21 protein-coding genes, 1 tRNA gene and 2 pseudogenes are annotated in these 19,187 nt (G+C 61.8%); 12 read left to right on the top strand and 12 right to left on the bottom strand.

Annotated elements, in window-relative coordinates; translation table 11 throughout:
• The first annotated feature begins 8 nt into the window (after nucleotides 1-8).
• The 8 genes from rpmD (at nucleotide 9) to rplQ (ending at nucleotide 5,650) form a co-directional block, all read left to right on the top strand.
• Entirely contained in the window at nucleotides 9-212 is a 204-nt protein-coding gene (rpmD, locus tag N0Q91_RS10900) for a 50S ribosomal protein L30 (protein WP_003536508.1), read from the top strand.
• A gap of 12 nt (nucleotides 213-224) precedes the next feature.
• Nucleotides 225-695 carry a 50S ribosomal protein L15 gene (gene rplO, locus N0Q91_RS10895; RefSeq protein ID WP_018099555.1) on the top strand — a complete coding sequence of 157 codons (471 nt, stop codon included), beginning with the start codon at nucleotides 225-227 and terminating at the stop codon, nucleotides 693-695.
• 235 nt (nucleotides 696-930) lie between these two features.
• Entirely contained in the window at nucleotides 931-2,271 is a 1,341-nt protein-coding gene (secY, locus tag N0Q91_RS10890) for a preprotein translocase subunit SecY (RefSeq protein ID WP_018099556.1), read from the top strand.
• Nucleotides 2,268-2,846, top strand: coding sequence for an adenylate kinase (locus N0Q91_RS10885; protein ID WP_100672246.1), 579 nt, complete (start codon nucleotides 2,268-2,270; stop codon nucleotides 2,844-2,846). The genes secY and N0Q91_RS10885 overlap by 4 nt, the downstream gene beginning before the upstream one ends.
• 230 nt (nucleotides 2,847-3,076) lie before the next feature.
• Nucleotides 3,077-3,445, top strand: coding sequence for a 30S ribosomal protein S13 (rpsM, locus tag N0Q91_RS10880; RefSeq protein WP_003536498.1), 369 nt, complete (start codon nucleotides 3,077-3,079; stop codon nucleotides 3,443-3,445).
• 230 nt (nucleotides 3,446-3,675) lie between these two features.
• Entirely contained in the window at nucleotides 3,676-4,065 is a 390-nt protein-coding gene (gene rpsK / locus N0Q91_RS10875) for a 30S ribosomal protein S11 (RefSeq protein ID WP_003536496.1), read from the top strand.
• Nucleotides 4,066-4,168: 103 nt separating this feature from the next.
• Complete coding sequence (locus N0Q91_RS10870; RefSeq protein WP_003536494.1) at nucleotides 4,169-5,179, top strand: DNA-directed RNA polymerase subunit alpha; 1,011 nt, start codon at nucleotides 4,169-4,171, stop codon at nucleotides 5,177-5,179.
• Nucleotides 5,180-5,224: 45 nt separating this feature from the next.
• Nucleotides 5,225-5,650 (top strand): 50S ribosomal protein L17, encoded by a 426-nt coding sequence (gene rplQ, locus N0Q91_RS10865; RefSeq protein WP_003536492.1) that lies wholly within the window; start codon nucleotides 5,225-5,227, stop codon nucleotides 5,648-5,650.
• A 202-nt stretch (nucleotides 5,651-5,852) separates the two neighbouring features.
• On the opposite strand, the gene msrQ is transcribed toward rplQ, so the two are convergent.
• Both msrQ and msrP read right to left on the bottom strand, forming a co-directional pair.
• Entirely contained in the window at nucleotides 5,853-6,503 is a 651-nt protein-coding gene (gene msrQ / locus N0Q91_RS10860; RefSeq protein ID WP_275598070.1) for a protein-methionine-sulfoxide reductase heme-binding subunit MsrQ, read from the bottom strand.
• A gap of 2 nt (nucleotides 6,504-6,505) precedes the next feature.
• Nucleotides 6,506-7,447, bottom strand: a complete 942-nt coding sequence (gene msrP, locus N0Q91_RS10855; RefSeq protein WP_275598069.1) for a protein-methionine-sulfoxide reductase catalytic subunit MsrP — start codon at nucleotides 7,445-7,447, stop codon at nucleotides 6,506-6,508.
• Nucleotides 7,448-7,734: 287 nt separating this feature from the next.
• Here msrP and N0Q91_RS10850 point away from each other — a divergent pair, with 287 nt between their 5' ends.
• The 3 genes from N0Q91_RS10850 (at nucleotide 7,735) to sugE (ending at nucleotide 10,919) form a co-directional block, all read left to right on the top strand.
• The gene (locus N0Q91_RS10850; protein ID WP_275598068.1) at nucleotides 7,735-9,132 is read left to right on the top strand and encodes a DegQ family serine endoprotease; all 1,398 of its coding nucleotides are present in this window, start codon (nucleotides 7,735-7,737) and stop codon (nucleotides 9,130-9,132) included.
• Complete coding sequence (locus N0Q91_RS10845; protein WP_100672250.1) at nucleotides 9,129-10,439, top strand: replication-associated recombination protein A; 1,311 nt, start codon at nucleotides 9,129-9,131, stop codon at nucleotides 10,437-10,439. Before N0Q91_RS10850 ends, N0Q91_RS10845 begins: the two co-directional genes overlap by 4 nt.
• Nucleotides 10,440-10,604: 165 nt before the next feature.
• A complete protein-coding gene (gene sugE, locus N0Q91_RS10840) occupies nucleotides 10,605-10,919 on the top strand; it encodes a quaternary ammonium compound efflux SMR transporter SugE (RefSeq protein ID WP_275598067.1) in 315 nt (104 codons plus the stop codon).
• A 120-nt stretch (nucleotides 10,920-11,039) separates the two neighbouring features.
• On the opposite strand, the gene N0Q91_RS10835 is transcribed toward sugE, so the two are convergent.
• From N0Q91_RS10835 to lipB, 10 genes and pseudogenes are all read right to left on the bottom strand, one after another.
• Entirely contained in the window at nucleotides 11,040-11,825 is a 786-nt protein-coding gene (locus N0Q91_RS10835) for an ATP12 family chaperone protein (RefSeq protein WP_275598066.1), read from the bottom strand.
• Nucleotides 11,818-12,484 (bottom strand): annotated as a pseudogene (locus N0Q91_RS10830) (HAD-IA family hydrolase). The gene N0Q91_RS10835 and the pseudogene N0Q91_RS10830 overlap by 8 nt, the downstream one beginning before the upstream one ends.
• Nucleotides 12,484-13,476: an RluA family pseudouridine synthase gene (locus tag N0Q91_RS10825; protein ID WP_018099565.1), complete on the bottom strand. Its 993-nt coding sequence runs from the start codon at nucleotides 13,474-13,476 to the stop codon at nucleotides 12,484-12,486. Before N0Q91_RS10825 ends, N0Q91_RS10830 begins: the two are co-directional and overlap by 1 nt.
• A gap of 37 nt (nucleotides 13,477-13,513) precedes the next feature.
• On the bottom strand, nucleotides 13,514-13,891 hold the full coding sequence (crcB, locus tag N0Q91_RS10820; protein WP_275598065.1) for a fluoride efflux transporter CrcB: 378 nt from the start codon (nucleotides 13,889-13,891) through the stop codon (nucleotides 13,514-13,516).
• A gap of 33 nt (nucleotides 13,892-13,924) precedes the next feature.
• Complete coding sequence (gene fghA, locus N0Q91_RS10815) at nucleotides 13,925-14,758, bottom strand: S-formylglutathione hydrolase (RefSeq protein ID WP_100672254.1); 834 nt, start codon at nucleotides 14,756-14,758, stop codon at nucleotides 13,925-13,927.
• A 16-nt stretch (nucleotides 14,759-14,774) separates the two neighbouring features.
• Nucleotides 14,775-15,434 carry a DUF1345 domain-containing protein gene (locus tag N0Q91_RS10810; RefSeq protein ID WP_275598064.1) on the bottom strand — a complete coding sequence of 220 codons (660 nt, stop codon included), beginning with the start codon at nucleotides 15,432-15,434 and terminating at the stop codon, nucleotides 14,775-14,777.
• Nucleotides 15,435-15,456: 22 nt separating this feature from the next.
• Nucleotides 15,457-15,897: a YaiI/YqxD family protein gene (locus tag N0Q91_RS10805; protein WP_018099569.1), complete on the bottom strand. Its 441-nt coding sequence runs from the start codon at nucleotides 15,895-15,897 to the stop codon at nucleotides 15,457-15,459.
• A gap of 75 nt (nucleotides 15,898-15,972) precedes the next feature.
• Entirely contained in the window at nucleotides 15,973-17,100 is a 1,128-nt protein-coding gene (locus tag N0Q91_RS10800; RefSeq protein ID WP_275598063.1) for an S-(hydroxymethyl)glutathione dehydrogenase/class III alcohol dehydrogenase, read from the bottom strand.
• Between the two features lie 89 nt (nucleotides 17,101-17,189).
• Nucleotides 17,190-17,587 (bottom strand): annotated as a pseudogene (locus N0Q91_RS10795) (helix-turn-helix domain-containing protein).
• Between the two features lie 183 nt (nucleotides 17,588-17,770).
• A complete protein-coding gene (gene lipB, locus N0Q91_RS10790) occupies nucleotides 17,771-18,529 on the bottom strand; it encodes a lipoyl(octanoyl) transferase LipB (RefSeq protein ID WP_018097855.1) in 759 nt (252 codons plus the stop codon).
• Nucleotides 18,530-18,687: 158 nt separating this feature from the next.
• On the opposite strand from lipB, the gene N0Q91_RS10785 reads away from it, so the two are divergent.
• Nucleotides 18,688-18,772: transfer RNA gene (locus N0Q91_RS10785), tRNA-Leu, on the top strand.
• Nucleotides 18,773-19,187: the final 415 nt, after the last annotated feature.

Here is a 19,187-nt window from a genome sequence, read left to right as displayed (position 1 = left end):
GCTGACAGATGGCTAAGAAGGAAGTTGCCAAGAAGACGGTTACCGTCGAGCAGATCGGTAGCCCCATTCGCCGTCCGGCCGTGCAGCGTCAGACGCTCGTCGGTCTGGGCCTCAACAAGATGCACCGGGTACGCACGCTGGAAGACACTCCGGCCGTTCGCGGGATGATCCGGGCCGTCCAGCACCTCGTTCGCGTCGTCGACGAGAAGTGAGGGGATCGAGATATGAAACTGAATGAAATCAAGGACAACGAAGGCGCGACCAAGAACCGCAAGCGTCTGGGCCGCGGTATCGGCTCCGGTTCCGGCAAGACGGCCGGTCGCGGTGTAAAGGGTCAGAAGGCGCGTTCGGGCGTCGCGATCAACGGCTTCGAAGGCGGTCAGATGCCCATCTACCGCCGCCTGCCGAAGCGCGGCTTCAACAACATCTTCGCTTCGGAGTTCGTTGTCGTGTCGCTCGGCCGGATTCAGGCCGCAGTCGATGCCAAGAAGCTGGACGCCTCCAAGACCGTCGATGCCGCCGCTCTCAAGGCCGCCGGCGTTATCCGCCGCGTCAAGGATGGTGTGCGCGTTCTCGCCGACGGCGAACTGAAGGCGAAGGTTTCGCTCGAAGTTGCCGGCGCCTCCAAGCCTGCGATCGAGAAGATCGAAAAGGCTGGCGGTTCCGTCAAGCTGCTCTCCGCAGCCGCTGAATAAATATGACTGATGAACCGCCCGGGGTGCTTCACGCCGGGCGGTTTTGCTCCCATATGTGAGCCTCACGTCCAAGCGCAGCGAATCGGCTGCCGCGACGGGACATAACGGAAACCACGGTGAGGCATCCGATTGCAGCGACAATCGCCTCGCGCCTGGTTTTCCACGACGAAAACTGATTCCATCCGGAACGACCGGGTTTTCCCGTGTTTCCGAGACTTGGTACGCGGAGAATTGCATGGCTTCTGCAGCGGAACAGCTCGCCTCGAACCTGAATTTTTCGACTTTCGCCAAGGCGGAAGATCTGAAAAAGCGCCTTTGGTTCACTCTCGGTGCGCTTCTGGTCTATCGACTTGGCACCTACATTCCGTTGCCGGGCCTTAACCCGGACGCATTCGCGCAGGCATTTCAGGGGCAGTCGGGGGGCATTCTCGGCCTCTTCAACATGTTCTCGGGCGGCGCGGTCGAGCGCATGGCGATCTTCGCCCTCGGCATCATGCCCTACATTTCCGCATCGATCATCGTGCAGCTCATGACGTCGGTCGTTCCGGCGCTCGAGCAGCTGAAGAAAGAGGGCGAGCAGGGCCGCAAGGTCATCAACCAGTACACCCGCTACGGCACGGTGCTGTTGGGCGCGATGCAGGCCTACGGTATTGCCGTCGGTCTCGAAAGCGGCAGCGGTCTCGTCAACGATCCGGGCTGGTTCTTCCGGATTTCCACCGTTATTTCGCTGCTCGGCGGCACGATGTTCCTGATGTGGCTCGGTGAGCAGATCACCTCCCGCGGCATCGGCAACGGTATTTCGCTGATCATCTTCGCCGGCATCGTCGCCGCTCTGCCCTCGGCGCTTGCCGGAACCCTTGAGCTCGGCCGTACCGGTGCTCTGTCAACGCCTCTCATCCTTGCGATTATCGTCATGGTCGTCGGCGTGATCGCGTTGATCGTCTTCGTCGAGCGCGCGCAGCGCCGCCTGCTGATCCAGTATCCGAAGCGCCAGGTCGGCAACCGCATGTTCCAGGGTGACACGTCGCACCTGCCGCTGAAGCTCAACACCTCGGGTGTGATCCCGGCGATCTTCGCGTCGTCGCTTCTCCTGCTGCCCGCCACGCTCGCCGGCTTTGCCAACACCGCGACCATGCCCGACTGGGCAACGGCGATCGTCGGTGCGCTCGCTCACGGTCAGCCGCTCTATATGATCCTTTACGGTGCGATGATCGCCTTTTTCGCCTTCTTCTATACGGCCATCGTCTTCAATCCGAAGGATACGGCCGACAATCTGAAGAAGCATGGCGGGTTCGTTCCGGGCATCCGCCCGGGTGAACGCACGGCCGAATACATCGATTACGTGTTGACGCGCATCACCGTCATCGGCGCGATCTACCTGGTCTTTGTCTGCATCCTGCCTGAGATACTCATCTCGCAGACAGGGGTGCCGTTCTACCTTGGTGGTACGTCGCTTTTGATTGTTGTCAGTGTGACCCTCGATACGGTAGCACAGATCCAGGGTCACCTCATTGCCCAGCAATATGAGGGGCTGATCAAGAAGTCGAAGCTGCGCGGAGGAAAGAGGGGACGATGAGGTTAATTTTTTTGGGACCGCCGGGCGCTGGCAAGGGTACTCAGGCCAAGCTTCTGACGGAGAGATACGGCATTCCGCAGCTTTCCACGGGGGATATGCTTCGGGCGGCCGTAGCTCAGGCGACCGAGGTCGGCAAGCGGGCGAAAGCCGTGATGGATGCCGGCCAGCTCGTCTCCGACGAAATCGTCAATGAGATCGTCTCCGACCGCATCGATTCGCCGGATTGCGCAAGGGGCTTCATTCTCGACGGCTATCCGCGCACGGTCCCGCAGGCCGTAGCGCTCGACGGGATGCTTGAGGCAAAAGGCTTGAAGCTCGATGCGGTCATCGAGTTGAAAGTCGATGAGGCAGCTCTTGTGCGGCGCATGGAGAATCGCGTAGCCGAAACCGTCGCGGCCGGCGGCACCGTACGCTCGGACGACAATCCGGAAGCATTCCGGCGGCGTCTGCAGGAATATCGGGAAAAGACCGCTCCGCTTTCGGAACACTACGCCCGAACCGGTCGGTTGAAGACCGTGGACGGCATGGCGGATGTGGATACGGTTACGGCCGAGATCGAGAAGATTCTGGTATAGGCATTGCCTTTGCCAAAATGGAAGCGCCGGGGAGTTGACTTTTTCGGCCGATTCCTCCAAAGACTGCGTCAACTCGCGACAAGAGAAGCGATCGGCGCGGTCTTCAACGAAATGAAGTCCGGGTACGGTCGTTTTTGACGTGTCTCGAACCTCAATCAACGAGCGGCTCTTAAGGTCGCGTAACGAAGCACCTATTGCCTGTAGGCAACTGGAACGCAAGGAGAATAGACGTGGCACGTATCGCTGGCGTCAACATCCCGACCGCAAAGCGCGTCGTCATCGCGCTGACGTATATTCACGGGATCGGCACGAAATTCGCACAGGAAATCATCGAGAAGGTCGGCATTCCGGCCGAGCGTCGCGTTCACCAGCTGACGGACGCTGAGGTCCTTCAGATCCGTGAAACGATCGACCGTGACTATCAGGTCGAGGGTGACCTGCGTCGCGAGACCTCGATGAACATCAAGCGTCTGATGGATCTCGGCTGCTATCGCGGTCTGCGCCATCGTCGCGGCCTGCCGGTGCGCGGTCAGCGCACGCATACCAATGCCCGCACCCGCAAGGGTCCGGCAAAGGCGATCGCCGGCAAGAAGAAGTAATTTCCCGAAAAGGGAAAACGGGAGGCTGGCGCACGCGCCGGCCTCCTTTTGCAGTTTGGGAAGGGCAAGTGTCCGACCAATGCGAGTGCCGTTACCGGTTTCTCGGAATGCTCGCGAAGCCGGTGTCCCGGCTGTCGCGAATTGTAAGATGCAGGGCAGGGGACGACCAATCCTTTTCCCGGTGGAGCCGCTGGAATTACGGCGGTGCAGAGATCTAAGAAAGGGATCCTATGGCCAAGGAAGCCACCCGCGTTCGCCGTCGCGAGCGCAAGAACATCACGTCTGGCGTCGCACACGTCAATTCGTCGTTCAACAACACGATGATCACCATTACCGACGCGCAGGGCAATGCTATTGCCTGGTCGTCCGCCGGTGCGAAGGGTTTCAAGGGTTCGCGCAAGTCGACCCCGTTCGCCGCGCAGATCGCCGCTGAAGATTGCGCCAAGAAGGCTCAGGAACACGGCATGAAGTCGCTGGAAGTGGAAGTTTGCGGTCCTGGTTCCGGCCGCGAATCCGCTCTTCGCGCGCTCCAGGCTGCAGGTTTCATGATCACGTCGATCCGTGACGTGACCCCGATCCCGCACAATGGCTGCCGTCCGCGCAAGAAGCGCCGCGTCTGATCATCTGTATTCAACATTCCGGTGAGGACGTTCCGGTGTCCTCCCGGTCTTCGGGGCTCGGTTGTCACGATTGGATGGTGGCAACGAACGGAAGGCAGAAAACATGATCCAGAAAAATTGGCAGGAATTGATCAAGCCGAACAAGGTGGAGTTCGCCTCCTCCGGCCGCACCAAGGCAACGTTGGTCGCGGAGCCGCTTGAGCGCGGCTTTGGCCTGACGCTCGGCAACGCGCTTCGTCGCGTCCTATTGTCGTCGCTGCGCGGTGCTGCCGTAACCGCGGTTCAGATCGACGGCGTATTGCATGAGTTCTCTTCTATCCCGGGCGTCCGGGAAGACGTGACCGACATCGTGCTCAACATCAAGGAAATCGCCATTAAGATGGATGGCGACGACGCAAAGCGCATGGTCGTGCGCAAGCAGGGTCCGGGCGTCGTGACCGCCGGTGACATTCAGACAGTTGGCGACATCGAGATCCTCAACCCGAACCACGTGATCTGCACCCTCGACGAGGGCGCGGAAATCCGCATGGAGTTCACCGTCAACAACGGCAAGGGCTACGTACCGGCTGACCGCAACCGCTCGGAAGATGCGCCGATCGGCCTCATTCCGGTCGACAGCCTGTACTCTCCGGTCAAGAAGGTCTCCTACAAGGTGGAAAACACCCGTGAAGGCCAGGTTCTCGACTACGACAAGCTGACGATGTCCATCGAAACCGATGGCTCCGTCACCGGCGAAGATGCGATCGCTTTCGCGGCCCGCATCCTTCAGGACCAGCTGTCGGTCTTCGTCAACTTCGACGAGCCGCAGAAGGAAACCGAGGAAGAGGCAGTCACCGAACTCGCCTTCAACCCCGCGCTTCTCAAGAAGGTCGACGAACTGGAGCTTTCCGTCCGTTCGGCCAACTGCCTGAAGAACGACAACATCGTCTATATCGGCGACCTCATTCAGAAGACCGAAGCAGAAATGCTCCGTACGCCGAATTTTGGTCGCAAGTCGCTCAACGAGATCAAGGAAGTTCTCGCTTCCATGGGCCTGCATCTCGGCATGGAAGTGCCGTCCTGGCCGCCGGAGAACATCGAAGACCTCGCCAAGCGTTACGAAGACCAGTACTAACCTATTAGACTGCGGGCGGATGCCTGCAAGTAAAGGAGAATAGCCATGCGCCACGGTAAAGCCGGCCGCAAGCTGAATAGAACCGCCAGCCACCGCAAGGCGATGTTTGCCAACATGGCAGCTTCGCTGATCGAGCACGAGCAGATCGTCACGACCCTGCCGAAGGCCAAGGAAATCCGTCCGATCGTGGAAAAGCTCGTGACGCTCGGCAAGCGCGGCGATCTGCATGCCCGCCGCCAGGCGATCTCGCAGATCCGCGACGTTGCCGTCGTCTCGAAGCTGTTCGACGCGATTGCCTCGCGCTACGCCACCCGCAACGGCGGCTACCTGCGCATCATGAAGGCAGGCTTCCGCCAGGGCGACAATGCCCCGCTCGCCGTCATCGAATTCGTTGACCGCGACGTCGACGCCAAGGGTTCGAAGGACCGCGCCCGCGTTTCTGCCGAAGCCGAAGCAGCCGAAGCGGCCTGATCCGATCGGTTGACGAAACCATTCAAGCGGCCGGGGGCTGATCGCCCCCGGCCGCTTTTTTTGTTGGTTTTACTGAAAGTAGCAGTAGATCCTCATTCCTGTGCCTCTCAAATCCTGTGACAGGCAAAGGAAGAAATGAGGGTCGGGAGAGGTGTTGCGGGGCTTTGGCCGGTGCGGCTCTCCCGGCTTGTACGTTGCGCCTTTATCCCGCTCGGGCTTGCGACCGTACGGGTGCGGTGCCCTGGCGCCGCCACCGCAGAAACCGCTTTCTGACGGCGCGCCAGGCGACGAGCACCGCCACAAGGAACAGATAAAGCATTTGCTCAGGGCCTACGACCTTGACCGACATGGCGAAATGCAGCGCGCCGGCCGCAGCAATCACGTAGACGAGCCTGTGAAGCTTGTTCCATCGTTGCCCAAGGCGCCTTATCGACCAGTTGTTCGATGTAACCGCCAGCGGGATGAGCAGCACGAGGGCTGCCATGCCGATGGTGATGAAGGGACGGCGGGCGATGTCGGCGAGAATGGCCGGGAGAAGGAGCGTCTGGTCCAGCACCATATATGTGAGGAAATGCATCATCACATAGTAAAAGGCGAGGAGGCCCAGGGCGCGGCGGTATCTGAGCCAGTTGACGCCGAACAGGTCGCGAATCGGCGTGATCGTCAGCGTGGCAATCAGGAAGCGGAGGGCCCAGATGCCGAGCAGGTGCTCGAATTCCTTGACTGCATTGCCGGGCAGCCGACCGGTGGCTCCAAGATAGAACCCCCAGGCGGCCGGTATGAGGCCGAGCGTATAGAGCGCCCAGATCGAAGGGCCGTGCAATCGTTTCGGCAGGGCAGGAAGGCTCGGCATCCTCAGAAATTCACCCTGAGGTCCATGCCGGCGTAGAGGTTCGCAACCTCTTCTGCGTAGCCGTTGAAGGGGAGCGTATCGCGGCGATTGGCGCCGAAGAAGCCGCCTTCGCCGATACGGTTTTCGGTCGCCTGGCTCCAGCGGGGATGATCGACGGCTGGATTCACATTGGCATAGAAGCCGTATTCAGTCGGCCCGGCGAGGTTCCAGGTGCACGGCGGCGGCGTCTCGGTCAGAGAGATGCGCACGATCGATTTGATTCCCTTGAAGCCGTATTTCCACGGTACCACCAGGCGGATCGGTGCGCCGTTCTGGTTCGGCAGCGTCTTGCCATAGAGCCCGACGGAGAGGATCGTCAGCGGGTGGCGCGCTTCGTCGAGCCTCAAGCCTTCCCGGTAGGGCCATTCCAGGGGCTGGAAATAACCGGACTGGCCCGGCATTTCCTCCGGCCGGACCACGGTTTCGAAGGCGACATATTTCGCGCTTCCGAGCGGCTCGACCCTGTCGAGGAGCGCGGCCAACGGAAAGCCGACCCAGGGAATGACCATCGACCACGCTTCGACGCAGCGCATCCGGTAAATTCTCTCTTCCAGAGAGAAGGCCAGGAGTTCCTCCAGGCCGAATTCCCGCGGCTTGCCGACCAATCCGTCGACCTTCACCGTCCAGGGCGCCGGCTTGAAGTTTGCCGAGTTGGCAGCCGGATCGCCTTTGCCTGTCCCGAATTCATAGAAGTTGTTGTAGGTGGTGGCGTCCTTTTCCGGCGTGGCGGGCTCATCGACCCTGTATATGCTCTTGGACGCGTCGAGTGCGGCAGCGCGGCTCGGCTTGGGCGCGGCGAGGGCCAGGCTTCCGGCCGCGGCGGCGATGAAGGTCCGCCGATCCAGGAAGAAGCGCTCCGGGGTGATTTCGGCAGCGGCAATCTTCGGCGTGCGATAGCTGGGCATGGGGTCTCCTCGGTGTCATTCGACTTTTTCTAATACACAAATGAGCAGAGTTTCGATCACCGGAAAAGGCTGGCGAGACCACGTTTTCGTGCATGACTCGTGAACGTCGCCTGCGTCTTTCGGAGCGCAAGGCCGAGCAATCGGCGCGCAGCACGTACTCCTATGAATTCCCTGATGAAACGACCCGTCCTTGCGGCTGCATTGCGTTGGATTGTCGGGCGACAGGTTTGCCTTTTTCAGTGCGAAATCCTATCTGAACGTAGCAGCAACGAAAGGGAGAATGCTTCATGATCTTCGGCCATCGCGCTCTCGCGGCTCTCGTGCTTGCTGTTGCCATATCGACACCTGCGATGGCCCAGGATGCCAGGACCGTGCCGCAGTCGCGGTCGGAGATGCAGCTCTCTTTCGCGCCGCTCGTCAAACAGACGGCGAATGCGGTCGTCAACGTGTATGCCGAGCGCGTGGTTGAGCGTCGCTCGATCTTTGCCGGAGACCCTTTCTTCGAGGAATTCTTCGGGCAGCGGATGCCGAATCGCACCGAGAAGCAGTCGTCGCTGGGGTCGGGCGTGATCGTCGGCCGCAATGGCCTGGTCGTGACCAACAACCATGTCATCGAGGGCGGCGACGATATCAAGGTGGCGCTCGCCGACGGGCGTGAGTTCCCCTGCAAGGTCATATTGAAGGATGATCGCCTCGATCTGGCTGTCATGAAAATTCAGTCGGCCGGTCCGTTCGACATCGTCCCGATCGGTGATTCCGACGCGGTGGAGGTCGGCGACCTGGTTCTGGCGATGGGCAATCCCTTCGGCGTCGGGCAGACGGTGACGAGCGGCATCGTGTCGGCGCTCGCCCGCAACCAGATTTCCAACGGCGATTTCGGCTTTTTCATCCAGACGGATGCGGCGATCAATCCGGGCAATTCCGGCGGCGGCCTGATCAACATGAAGGGCGAGTTGATCGGAATCAACACCGCGATTTTTTCGAGAGGCGGCGGTTCCAACGGCGTGGGCTTTGCGATCCCCGCCAACCTGGTCAAGGTTTTCGTTGCCTCCGCTGAAGGAGGCAACGGCTCGTTCATCCGTCCCTTCGTCGGGGCGACTTTCGAGCCGGTGACTTCCGATGTGGCCGAGGCGCTCGGGCTTGAGCGGGCCCGCGGGGCGCTGGTGACGGCGGTCGTCGCAGGCGGTCCGGCGGAGAGCGCCGGCATGCGCCCCGGACAGGTGGTCACCGCCGTCAACGGCATACCGGTCGAACACCCCGATGCGCTTGGTTATCGTCTGACCACCGTGGGGATCGGCCACGAGGCGCGGGTTACGATCTCGGAGAACGGCAGTTCGCGCGAAATCGCCCTCAAGCTTGAGCGGGCGCCGGAAACACAGCCACGGGACGAACGGCTGATCGAGGGGCGCAACCCCTTCGCCGGCGCTGTCGTGGCAAATCTCTCGCCGCGGCTTGCGGACGAGTTGCGCATGCCCACGTCGCTGCAGGGTGTGGTCATCACCGAGATCAATCGCGGCTCGCCGGCTGCACGTATCGGCCTGGAACCGAAAGATATCGTTCGTTCAGTCAACGGGACGGCAATCGATAGTTCGAAGACGCTGGAAGGCGTCGTCGCCGAGGATGCCTCCTTCTGGCGTGTCGAGATCGAGCGCAACGGCCAGATCATCCGTCAGTTCTTCCGATGAGCGATCTCTTCGCCCCCCATGAACCTCCTGAAATGGCCTCGGCAAGGCCGCTGGCCGATCGCCTGCGCCCGCGCACGCTGGCGGAGGTGACCGGCCAGGAGCATCTGACCGGCCCCGACGGCGTGCTCACACGGATGATCGCTTCCGGATCCCTCGGCTCGATGATCTTCTGGGGCCCGCCGGGAACCGGCAAGACGACGGTTGCCCGTCTGCTTTCAGGCGAGGCAGGTCTCGCATTCGAGCAGATTTCGGCAATCTTCTCCGGCGTTGCGGATCTCAAGAAGGTATTCGAATCTGCGCGCGCCCGGCGCATGTCGGGGCGCCAGACGCTGCTTTTCGTCGACGAGATCCACCGGTTCAACCGGGCGCAGCAGGACAGCTTCCTGCCGGTCATGGAGGACGGCACCGTCATCCTGGTCGGCGCCACCACCGAGAACCCGTCTTTCGAGCTTAACGCCGCGCTTCTGTCGCGGGCGCGCGTCTTGACGTTCAAGCCGCATGACGAGGCCAGCCTCGAGGAACTTCTGAAGCGGGCGGAGGCAGCCGAGGGCAAACCGCTGCCGCTCGATGACGATGCGCGGGCCAGCCTGATCCGCATGGCGGACGGGGACGGCCGGGCGGTGCTGACGCTCGCGGAAGAGGTATGGCGGGCGGCGCGCCGGGACGAGATATTCGATTCCGCCGGGCTTCAGGAGATCGTCCAGCGCCGCGCGCCGGTATACGACAAGGGCCAGGACGGCCATTACAACCTGATCTCGGCGCTCCATAAATCCGTTCGGGGCTCCGACCCGGACGCGGCGCTCTATTATCTCTGCCGCATGTTCGATGCCGGGGAGGATCCGCTCTATATCGGCAGGCGGCTCGTGCGGATGGCGGTCGAGGATATCGGCCTTGCCGATCCGCAGGCACTGGCGATCTGCAATGCCGCCAAGGATGCCTATGATTATCTCGGGTCCCCCGAAGGGGAACTGGCTCTTGCCGAGGCCTGCGTCTATCTTGCAACGGCGCCGAAATCCAACGCGGTCTATACCGCCTACAAGGCGGCGATGCGTGCGGCCAAGGAGAACGGATCTCTGCTGCCGCCGAAGCATATCCTCAACGCTCCGACGAAGCTCATGAAGGGGGAAGGCTACGGCGACGGCTATCGTTACGATCATGACGAGCCCGACGCATTCTCCGGCCAGGATTATTTCCCCGAGAAGATGGGCAGAAAGACCTTCTACGATCCCCCGGAGCGCGGCTTCGAACGTGAGATCCGCAAGCGGCTGGAGTGGTGGAACAAGCTTCGGCGCGACCGGAATTCGTGAGGGCTCGCCCCAGCTCCGTCACTCCCGCAGGGCTGCCTTGCCACAGGATGCCTTGCTGTCCCGATGAGGCCGTGGCATAGAAGAACCACATCGCAGACGGCTGCACGGATCGAATGGATCCGAACTTCCGCGGGGACGGCCTCGCTCCACATGAAGGAGTTCGAAATGGCCTGGTTCACGCTGTTGCTCGCCGGAATTCTCGAAATCGGCTGGGCGATCGGTCTCAAATACACGAATGGATTTACGCGGTTCACGCCGACTGTGCTGACGGTCGGGTCGATGATCCTGAGCGTCGTTCTGCTCGGAATAGCGGTGCGTTCGCTGCCGCTTGGCACGGCCTATGCCGTGTGGACCGGCATCGGCACCGTGGGTACCGTCATTCTCGGCATCATTCTGTTCGCAGAGCCGGCAACGGCGATGCGCCTCGGCTGCATCGGCCTCATCGTCGCGGGCATCGCGGGTCTGAAGCTCGTCGGCTGACGTGTTCGACCACTGAAAGTCTGCCCCTCATCCGGCCTGCCGGCCACCCTCTTCGCGCCAGCGGGGCGAAGAGACTCGCGGCGCCCCGGCAGGGGGATGAGGAGCAAGTGACCCTTCACGTCACTTCAGCGCGTCGAGTACGACCGCGGCAGCCAGCATTTCCCGCCAGCGGTTTTCGCGCCGTCTGAATGCCTCTTCGTCTGTTCCCCACTGTTCGATCTGCCAATCCTCGTCGACATGAGCGGCAGCCCATGCCTGTTCGGCGGAGAGCCTGCCCATGGCGAGGGCAAGAGCGAGCAGGGCGGATCCGGTCAGGCTGGTGACGGTGTGCAGGCAGGCGAGGCCGAGCGGTGTCGCAAACCCGCGCAGGCTCTCGGCAAAGGCCGAGACCGCCTCCGCCGGTTGTTCCTGATGGATCACGCCTTCCACGAGAATGAACCGGGCGCCGAGCGTCCGGGCGGCCCAGTCGATTATCGGATTCCAGTGCTCGTTCTGCCGAGCGACGAGTTCTTTCGGGCTGTCGGCCCGATAGCAGAGAAGATCGCTGCCGACAAAACGGACGATATCGTCGAAGACCGCACGATCGTCGAGCGCAACTCCGTCCATCGCGGTGTTGACGATCCGCGTGAGCGGCATCGCCGAGGGATCGATGATTTCGGTCTGGGCGTCCCACTCGGCTGCCAGCAGCCCTGCGAGCTTTTCGGTGGGTACGGTGAGCGCCCGTTTGGCCGGTGTGCGCACTGACCTTCCGTCGAGAAGCACGGCGTATCCGCCGTCATCCGCCGGTGCGGCGCTCGCCTGCTTGTAGAAGCGTTTCGGCAGCGGTTTCTGCATCTGGATCTGGGCCCGACGCACAGGATCGTCGTGGCTCAGCGCACCACTCAGTTCGTCGCGAATATCAGGCATGGCTGTGGTCCATCCATTCGATTATGTCTGCCGGAACGCGGGCGATGTGATCCGCACCGGATGCCATCAGCTCCGGGACACTGGCGTAACCCCAGGCGACGCCCAGGGCATCGGCGCCGGCGGCCTTCGCCATCTGCATGTCATAGATCGCGTCTCCGATCACGATCGTGTCGCGGGGATCGAACTCCAGCCTCCGCGCAGCACTCCGCCACCATGGCGGGATGCGGCTTCGAGGGGCAGTCGTCCGCCGTGCGGGAGACGAAGAAAATCTTGTCGAATCCATGCATCGCCGCGATATGCGTCAGACCTCGCCTCGATTTGCCGGTGACGGCACCGATCAGCAGTTCGTCGCGTCCGGCCAGGGTCTGCATCATCTCCGCAATGCCCGGAAACAGCGCTTCGCTGCAGCCGGGTTCGCCTCGTACCGAGGCGAATATAGATTTGTAATGCGCCGTCATTGCGGTCGCCCGGTCGTCGACGTGTTCCTGCCCCATGAGCCGGGCAATGGCGATATCGAGAGTGAGGCCGATGATCGCCTTGGTCGCGTCCGATGTCGGGCGATCCAGATCGAAGGCCTCGAAGGTGCGGGCCATCACCTCATGGATCAGTCCCGCGCTGTCGACGAGCGTTCCGTCGCAATCGAAAAGGACGAGCTTCATCACTCTTCCTCGCCGGCGGCGTTTTCGTCGAAGCCGAGCAGATTCCAGCTCTGCACCATGTGCTGGGGCAGGGGAGCGGTGATCTTCAGCCGCCCGCCGTTCGGATGCGGAATATCTATGTGCCGCGCATGAAGGTGCAGCCGGTTCTGCATGCCGCCGGGGAAGGTCCAGTTGACGTCCGCTTCGAAGTATTTCGGATCGCCGATGATCGGATGGCCGATATGGGCGGCGTGGACGCGCAGCTGGTGCGTGCGGCCGGTATAGGGTTCCATTTCCAGCCAGGCGAGGTTCTGCCCGGCTTGTTCGACGATCCGGTAATAGGAGATGGCGTGGTCGGCGCCATTCTCGCCGTGCTTGGCAATCCGGACACGGTCGCCATCGGGCGTGGGCTCCTTTACCAGCCAGGTGGAAATCTTGTCTTCCCGCTTGCGCGGCACGCCCCTGACCAGGGCCCAGTATGTCTTCTTGGTGTCGCGCTCGCGAAATGCCGCGGTCAGCTGTTGCGCAGCCCCACGCGTGCGGGCGACGACAAGTACGCCCGAGGTATCACGGTCGAGACGATGGACGAGGCGCGGCTTTTCGCCCTTCTGGCTGGTCCAGGCCTCGAGCATCTTGTCTATATGCCGGTTGACGCCCGAGCCGCCCTGAACGGCAAGGCCGGCCGGTTTGTTGAGCACGATGACCTTGGCATCCTCATGCAGCACCATGCGCGACAGAAGCTCTCCGTCCGGCGATTGACGCAGGTCCCGGCCGCCGATCGGGCCGGATTTCGCTTCCTTGGGATCGACGCCGAGCGGCGGAATGCGGATCGTCTGGCCGGGTTGTATGCGCGTGTCGGATTTTGCCCGCGCCCCGTCCACGCGGATCTGTCCGGAACGCAGCAGCTTCTGCAGCGGACCGAAGCCCAGTCCGGGGAAATGCACCTTGAACCAGCGGTCGAGACGCATTCCCGCTTCGTCGCTGTCAACCTGCCTGTGTTCTATGCCCGCCATTTGCAGAAATCCGCCTTCTTTTCTTTAAAGGCTGGCTTTAGACCATTGCGCGCATCAGGGCCAGCCCGGCGAACACGGCAAGTATCGAAAGACCGACGCTCGCCGCGATATAGGCGAGGCCACTCATCGTCTGCCCGTGTTCCAGAAGGGTGATCGCGTCGAGCGAAAAGGCCGAGAACGTCGTGTAGCCCCCCAGCACGCCGGTGATCAGGAACACGCGTATTTCCGGCGAGGCTCCCATCTTATGCATGATGAACTGCGCCAGAAAACCGATCAGAAAGGAACCCGTAACGTTCACGAACAGCGTCCCCCAGGGAAAGACGGGTCCGGCGCGCTGCAGCATCCAGAGGCCGACGAGGTAGCGCAGGACGGAGCCAAGGGCGCCGCCGGCACCGACGAGGAGGATATGGTTCATCAAATCGTTCCGATCCGAGAAGGCTGCATCCTGTCAGCCGAGTCTCTCGGCGTGCCACCTGAGATGGTCGTCCATGAAGGTCGAGATGAAATAATAGGAATGGTCGTAACGCTCATGCATCCGGAGCGTAAGCCCGATGCCCGTTCCTTTGACGGCTTCTTCGAACAGCCAGGGGCGCAGACCGTTTTCGAGGAAGCTATCCGCCTTGCCCTGGTCGATCAGGAATTCCGGGAAGCGGGCCCCGTCCTCGACGAGGGCGCAGGCATCGTATTTCCGCCAGGCGGTCTTGTCGGGACCGAGATACTTCTCGAAGGCACCGACCGACCAATCGGCGGAAGACGGCGCGACGATCGGCGCGAAAGCGGAGCAACTCTTGAAACGCTCAGGGTCCTTGAGAGCGACGGTCATTGCGCCATGCCCGCCCATCGAGTGGCCGAAGATACCCTGGCGGCTCATATCCACGCGGAAATGCTGACCGACCAGGGCCGGGAGTTCTTCTGTGATGTAGCTGTACATCCGATAGTGCTCGTCCCAGGGCTTCTCCGTCGCATCGAGATAGAAGCCGGCGCCCTTGCCCATCTGCCAGTTGGTGAGTTCATCGGGAACATCCGCCCCTCTTGGGCTCGTATCCGGGCAGACGATGATGAGTCCCAGCTCCGAGGCCATGCGGCGGTACTCGCCTTTCTCCATGACATTGGCGTGGGTGCAGGTGAGGCCGGAGAGATACCAGAGAACGGGGCGAGGCTCCGTGATCGCCTGCGGTGGTACAAAGACGGCGAAGGTCATTTCGCCTTTGCAGGCCGTGGAATCATGAGCGTAGACGCCCTGCATGCCGCCGAAGGCCGTGTTCTGCGAGATTACTTTCATTCTTTGCTCCTGAATTTCATGGGGCGGCGCCCGCAAGCTGAACCGCGGCATTGACGGCGGCGGCGACGAGCACCGTGTTGAAGAAGAACGAGACGATAGCGTGCATCAGGTTCACGCGGCGCATCGCCGTTGTCGTGATGGCGACATCCGACGTCTGCGCCGTCATCCCGATGACGAAGGCGAAATAGAGGAAATCGTATCCGCCGGGACTGTCGGTCTCCGGGAATGCAAGACCGCGCGCTGCGGGATTGCTGGCGGGATCATTGCGGTCGGCAAGCCAATAAAGATGAGCATAATGCAGCGCCGCCATGGTGTGGATCGTCGCCCAGCCGAGCGCAACCGCTGCGAAGGCGATGGACAGCCCCACCGCGCCGCCGCCCCCGGCGCGGTTCAGCGCGAGGAACAGAGCCACCAGCGACGTCGCCGCGGCAACGAGCGTCACCAGGAAGATGATTGGCTCCGGCTCACCCGTGTCGCGCGCATTGGCCTGGAGATAACTGCCGGTAAGTTTGGGAAGCCGCAAAGCCGTGATCGACAGATAGATAAGGAAAAAGAGGATGGCCGCGACCTCGATTGCTTCTGCGCGGAAGAATGCAAAACCGATGGGCAGGCTGACCAACCCGCCCGTCAGGGCGAGATAAAACGGCCAGTGCCGCAGGCCTGCCTTCCGATCCATTCGCCGCCTCCGTTCGCCGGTTCTACCTTTTTACCCGTCGGCAGAGTCGGTCAAGCGTTTCGAGAAAAGCGGAGCGGTCGCGGGAGGTGAGGGCGGCGTTATAGCCTTTGCTTTCCCCGGTCTCCCTGAGATGGGCCGAGAGATCGCGCATCGCGGATGCCATGCCGATGTTGGTCTCGTCGAAGACGCGCCCGGTCGGCCCGGTGACGAGCGCTCCGGCGCCGACGCAGCGCACGGCAAGCGGCACGTCGGCAGTGACGACGATGTCGCCGTCCCTGGCGCGTTCGGCGATCCAATCATCCGCTGCGTCGAAACCGGCCGATACGATGACGTTGCGAACCATCGGATCGCGCGAGGGGCGCAGGCCGGAATTGGCGACAAAGGTCACCTCCAGGCCATGGCGCTCGGCCACCTTCAGGATTTCCGGCTTTACCGGGCACGCATCGGCATCGACATAGATCATCGGGGATAGCTTCCGGCAGGCAAAAAAGCGCCGGATTCATTGGCCTCCGGCGCTTTCCTGAATGAGATTGCGAACTCAGTAGACAACGACAGAGCGAATGCTCTCGCCGGAATGCATGAGCTCGAACCCCTTGTTGATGTCCTCGAGCGGCATGGTGTGGGTGATCATCGGATCGATCTCGATCTTGCCCTCCATGTACCAGTCGACGATCTTCGGCACGTCGGTGCGCCCGCGCGCGCCGCCGAAGGCGGTGCCCATCCAGGTGCGGCCGGTAACGAGCTGGAAAGGCCTGGTGGCAATCTCCTGGCCGGCGCCGGCGACGCCGATGATCACCGACTTGCCCCAGCCGCGATGCGAGGCTTCGAGCGCCTGGCGCATGACCTTGGTGTTGCCGGTGCAGTCGAAGGTGTAGTCGGCGCCGCCGATCTGGTCGGCACCGCGCTTCGTCAGGTTGACGAGATCGGGCACGATGTCGTCGCCGACCTCCTTCGGATTGACGAAGTGGGTCATGCCGAACTTTTCGCCCCAGGGCTTCTTGTCGTTGTTGAGGTCGACGCCGATGATCATGTCGGCGCCGGCAAGGCGAAGCCCCTGGATGACGTTGAGCCCGATGCCGCCGAGACCGAAGACGATGGCGGTGGCGCCGATCTCGACCTTGGCGGTGTTGATCACCGCGCCGATGCCGGTGGTGACGCCGCAGCCGATATAGCAGATCTTGTCGAAGGGGGCGTCCGGATTGACCTTGGCGAGCGCGATCTCCGGCAGCACGGTGAAGTTCGAAAAGGTCGAGCAGCCCATATAGTGGTGGACCTTGTCGCCGTTGATCGAGAACCGCGAGCTGCCGTCCGGCATCAGCCCTTGCCCCTGGGTGGCGCGGATGGCGGTGCAGAGATTGGTCTTGCGGCTGAGGCAGGAGGGGCAGGAGCGGCATTCCGGCGTATAGAGCGGGATGACGTGGTCGCCCTTCTTCACCGAGGTGACGCCGGGGCCGACATCGACGACGATGCCGGCGCCCTCATGACCGAGGATCGCCGGGAACAGCCCCTCCGGATCGGCCCCCGACAGCGTGAAATCGTCGGTATGGCAGATGCCGGTCGCCTTCACCTCGACCAGCACCTCGCCGGCCCGAGGGCCTTCGAGCTGCACGGTCATGACCTCCAGCGGCTTGCCGGCTTCCAAGGCCACTGCGGCGCGTACGTCCATTTCTCTACTCCATCAAACTAAGAACAACGAGGCGGGGCGACCGTCATATCGCGCCGGTCGCCACCGGCAAGAGGAAAAATCCTATCCGATCACCGAACGTCCTGGTTCAGGCGTTCGAATTCCATCTCGAGTGCCGAAATAGCCTCGGCGGTTTGATCGTGCAGCTTCTTTACGAGATCCAGCTGCTTGCGAAGTTCGTCCCCGAAGCATCTCCGGTGTTATCATCCGGTGCGCGTCCGATACCGGCCATCAGCCAGGCGGGCGTCACGCCAAGCACGCCGGCCAGCATGAACAGGCGATTGGCCCGTGGTTCGGCGCGATCGCGTTCCCAGGAGGAAATGGTGTCGCTGCGGACACCGAGCTTGCTGGCAAGCTCCTTCGTAGAGAGTCCCGTCGCGTCACGCGCTCTCCAGATACGACCGCCCAGCGTATCGCCGTCTCCTGTCTCACGCAGACGTGCAATCGCATTCTCGGTTGATAACAGCATGGTAGCTCCTTTCGCCTGTTGTCGTTGTCGGGTGCCGAGGCACCCTGACTGCCCGCGGTGGGGCGAAGGTGAGGGGAGCTTATAGGCTTTTCCTTGCGGATGGGGCAATGTGAAGCGGCAAAAAGACGGCTAAAAGCGGCTTTGCCGACGTTTCCGCACGGAGCAACGTGCCGTGGGACCCTGCTATTCGTTCTCGATTCGGGTCGGGCCGAAGACCCTTTCGAAGGCCTCCCTCAGCCTGATATCGACATCGGCCATCATGACGGGCAGACCGAGATCGACGAGGCTGGTGACACCATAGCCGCGAATGCCGCAAGGCACGATGCCCCCGAAATGCTCGAGGTCCGGATCGACGTTCAACGACAATCCGTGAAAGCTCACCCATTTGCGCAAGCGAATGCCGATTGCCGCTATCTTGTCCTCCGCCATCGTCCCGTCCATGAGCGGCGGCTTTTCCGGGCGGCGCACCCAGACGCCGACACGATCTTCACGGCGTTCGCCCTTGACGTTCATGGAATCGAGCGTGGCGATGATGACGCTCTCGAGTGCGGCGACAAATCCGCGGACGTCCTGGCGTCTGCGCTTCAAGTCGAGCATGACGTAGACGACCCGCTGCCCGGGACCGTGATAGGTGTATTCGCCGCCTCTTCCGGTGGCAAAAACCGGGAGCATATCCGGCATCACGAGGTCGGCGGCGTTGGCGCTGGTTCCCGCGGTGAAAAGCGGCGGGTGCTCGACCAGCCAGACCAGCTCGTCGGCGGTGCCGTCCGCGATCGCGGCGGCTTCGCGCTCCATCGTCTCGACGGCCTCCGGATATTCCACGAGGGAAGGCGCAATGCGCCACCGCACCGGCGGTGCATCCGGCGGAGCGAACATGCTCTGGATAAGATCTTCGCGTTGCATGGGAACCTTGCGAATACTGATTTTTTCCGGCCTGTACATGGGGTCGCCGACGGCAAGAGTCCAGCGTTTCCAGTGGTTCGCGGGGAGCCGATCGAAATAGTTTTGTTTCTCGTCAAATTTCTGTCGTCACGCACTTGTGCACCCGGAATCCTTTTGCTACATGCAGCCCCGCCGACGCAATCGGCACCTACCACGATGCGGTCGTGGCGGAATTGGTAGACGCGCAGCGTTGAGGTCGCTGTGGGGCAACCCGTGGAAGTTCGAGTCTTCTCGACCGCACCATCTAAGATGAAGAAGCCCTCGTAACCAAATGGTTCCGTGGGTTTTTTATTTTTAATCCTCTTTCACGACGTTGTTGCTGGACGCGGTAGGACGCGAGGACTATTCTCGGATTTACGGCGCAAAACAGCTCGGCGTCATGCCTCGGGCCACAGCGTCGTCCAGGTCTCTGCTCCGTGCCGATGCGGAGCGCCCGCCACGACATCGACATGGCGGTGCCCGATCACGAAATCACCGTTCTACACGATGTTGTTGATGGCTAAATTCGTGGAATCGCAAAAAAAAAGTCGGCGAATGAGCAGGGACAAGTTATGATTCGCTTGTCATGACGGATTCGCGAGAAGCGCCGGCATGATGGGGTGACAGAGCGACGAAGTCTTGCGGAGTGCGCCTCATAACGTTCATGAGGCGCCGATCG

The sequence above is a fragment of the Sinorhizobium prairiense genome, assembly GCF_029201645.2.
Taxonomy (GTDB): Bacteria; Pseudomonadota; Alphaproteobacteria; order Rhizobiales; family Rhizobiaceae; genus Sinorhizobium; species Sinorhizobium meliloti_A.
Note: the sequence above shows the minus strand (reverse complement) of the source record. Positions and strands in the feature narration are given on the sequence as shown.